Genomic DNA, 1,292 nt, shown 5'->3' with positions numbered 1-1,292 from the left:
GCCTTGAAGTCCGCCTTGTTGGGCAGGTTCACCAGGTCCAGCAGGTCCTGGTCGGCGCGCGCCAGCCCGGCCACCTGCGCCGCGATCTCCGCGCCCGACAGGCCCATCACCAGCACCTCGCTGTCCTGCACCACCTCGGCCAGATCACCCTTGAGCATCTCGCCGATGTGCGGCAGGTGCTTCTGCACAAAGCTGCGGTTCGCGCCCAGCAGGCTGGCCAGATGCACCTCGGGGTCATAAATCGACAGCTGCATGCCCTTGCCGATCAACTGCTCGGCCAAGGTCACCAGCGGGCTTTCGCGCAGATCGTCCGTGCCGGTCTTGAAGGACAGGCCGATGAAGCCGATCTTGCGCTTGCCCAGGGCCAGCAGCTTGTCCAGCGCTTGGTCCAGGTGCTGGCGGTTGGAGGTCAGGATGCCCGAGAGCATGGGCAGTTCCAGATCGTGCGTCTTGGCCAGGTAGGTGGTCGCGCGCAGGTCCTTGGGCAGGCAGGAACCGCCGAAGGCGAAGCCAGGCTTCAGATAGGCCTTGGAAATGTTGAGCTGCGTGTCCTGGCAGACCAGGTCCATCACTTCGAAGGCGTCCACACCCAAAGCGCCGCACAGGCGCGCGGTTTCGTTGGCGAAGGTGATCTTGAGTGCGTGGAAGTTGTTGCAGCAGTACTTCATCATCTCGGCCGCGCGCACCGAGGTCTTCAGGAATTTGCAGGGCAGATGGCCAAACAAGGCTTGCAGCCGCTCGGCCGCGTAATCGTGGTTGGCGCCGACGATGGTGAAGGGCGGCTTGTCGTAGTCGCGGATGGAGCTGCCTTCGCGCAGGAACTCGGGCTGGAAGCACAGGTGGAAGTCCACGCCGTCGCGCTTGCCCGAGGCGCGCTCGATGATGGGGCGCAGCACGTCTTCCACCGTGCCCGGCACCAGGGTAGAGCGGAACACCACCACATGCGGCTCGCTCTTTTGCTTGAGCGCTTCACCGATCTGTTCGGCCAGGCGCAGCACCGCGCCCTGGTCCTGGCTGCCGTTGGCCGCCGAGGGCGTGCCCACGCAGACCAGCGAGATCTCAGTGCTCAGCACCGCTTGCACCGCGTCCGTCGTCACGCTGACATGGCCGCTGGCCGCGACTTGCGCCATCAGCTCCACCATGCCCTCCTCGACCACCGGCGTCTTGCCGTTCTTGATCAGGTCCAGCTTGGCCGGCTCGATGTCCACGCCCACCACATCATGGCCGTCTCGCGACAAACAGGCCAGCGACACCGCGCCCACATAGCCCAATCCAAAAATGCTGATCTTCAT

General features: G+C 64.6%; 1 protein-coding gene. It reads right to left on the bottom strand.

Annotated elements, in window-relative coordinates; all coding sequences use genetic code 11:
- Nucleotides 1-1,292: nucleotide sugar dehydrogenase (locus tag LNV23_RS23810; protein ID WP_263565235.1), on the bottom strand; the 1,292-nt coding region annotated here is incomplete at both ends.

The sequence above is a fragment of the Kinneretia sp. DJ1R-11 genome (assembly GCF_025717595.1).
In the GTDB taxonomy this organism is placed as follows: Bacteria; Pseudomonadota; Gammaproteobacteria; order Burkholderiales; family Burkholderiaceae_C; genus Paucibacter_A.
Note: the sequence above shows the minus strand (reverse complement) of the source record. Positions and strands in the feature narration are given on the sequence as shown.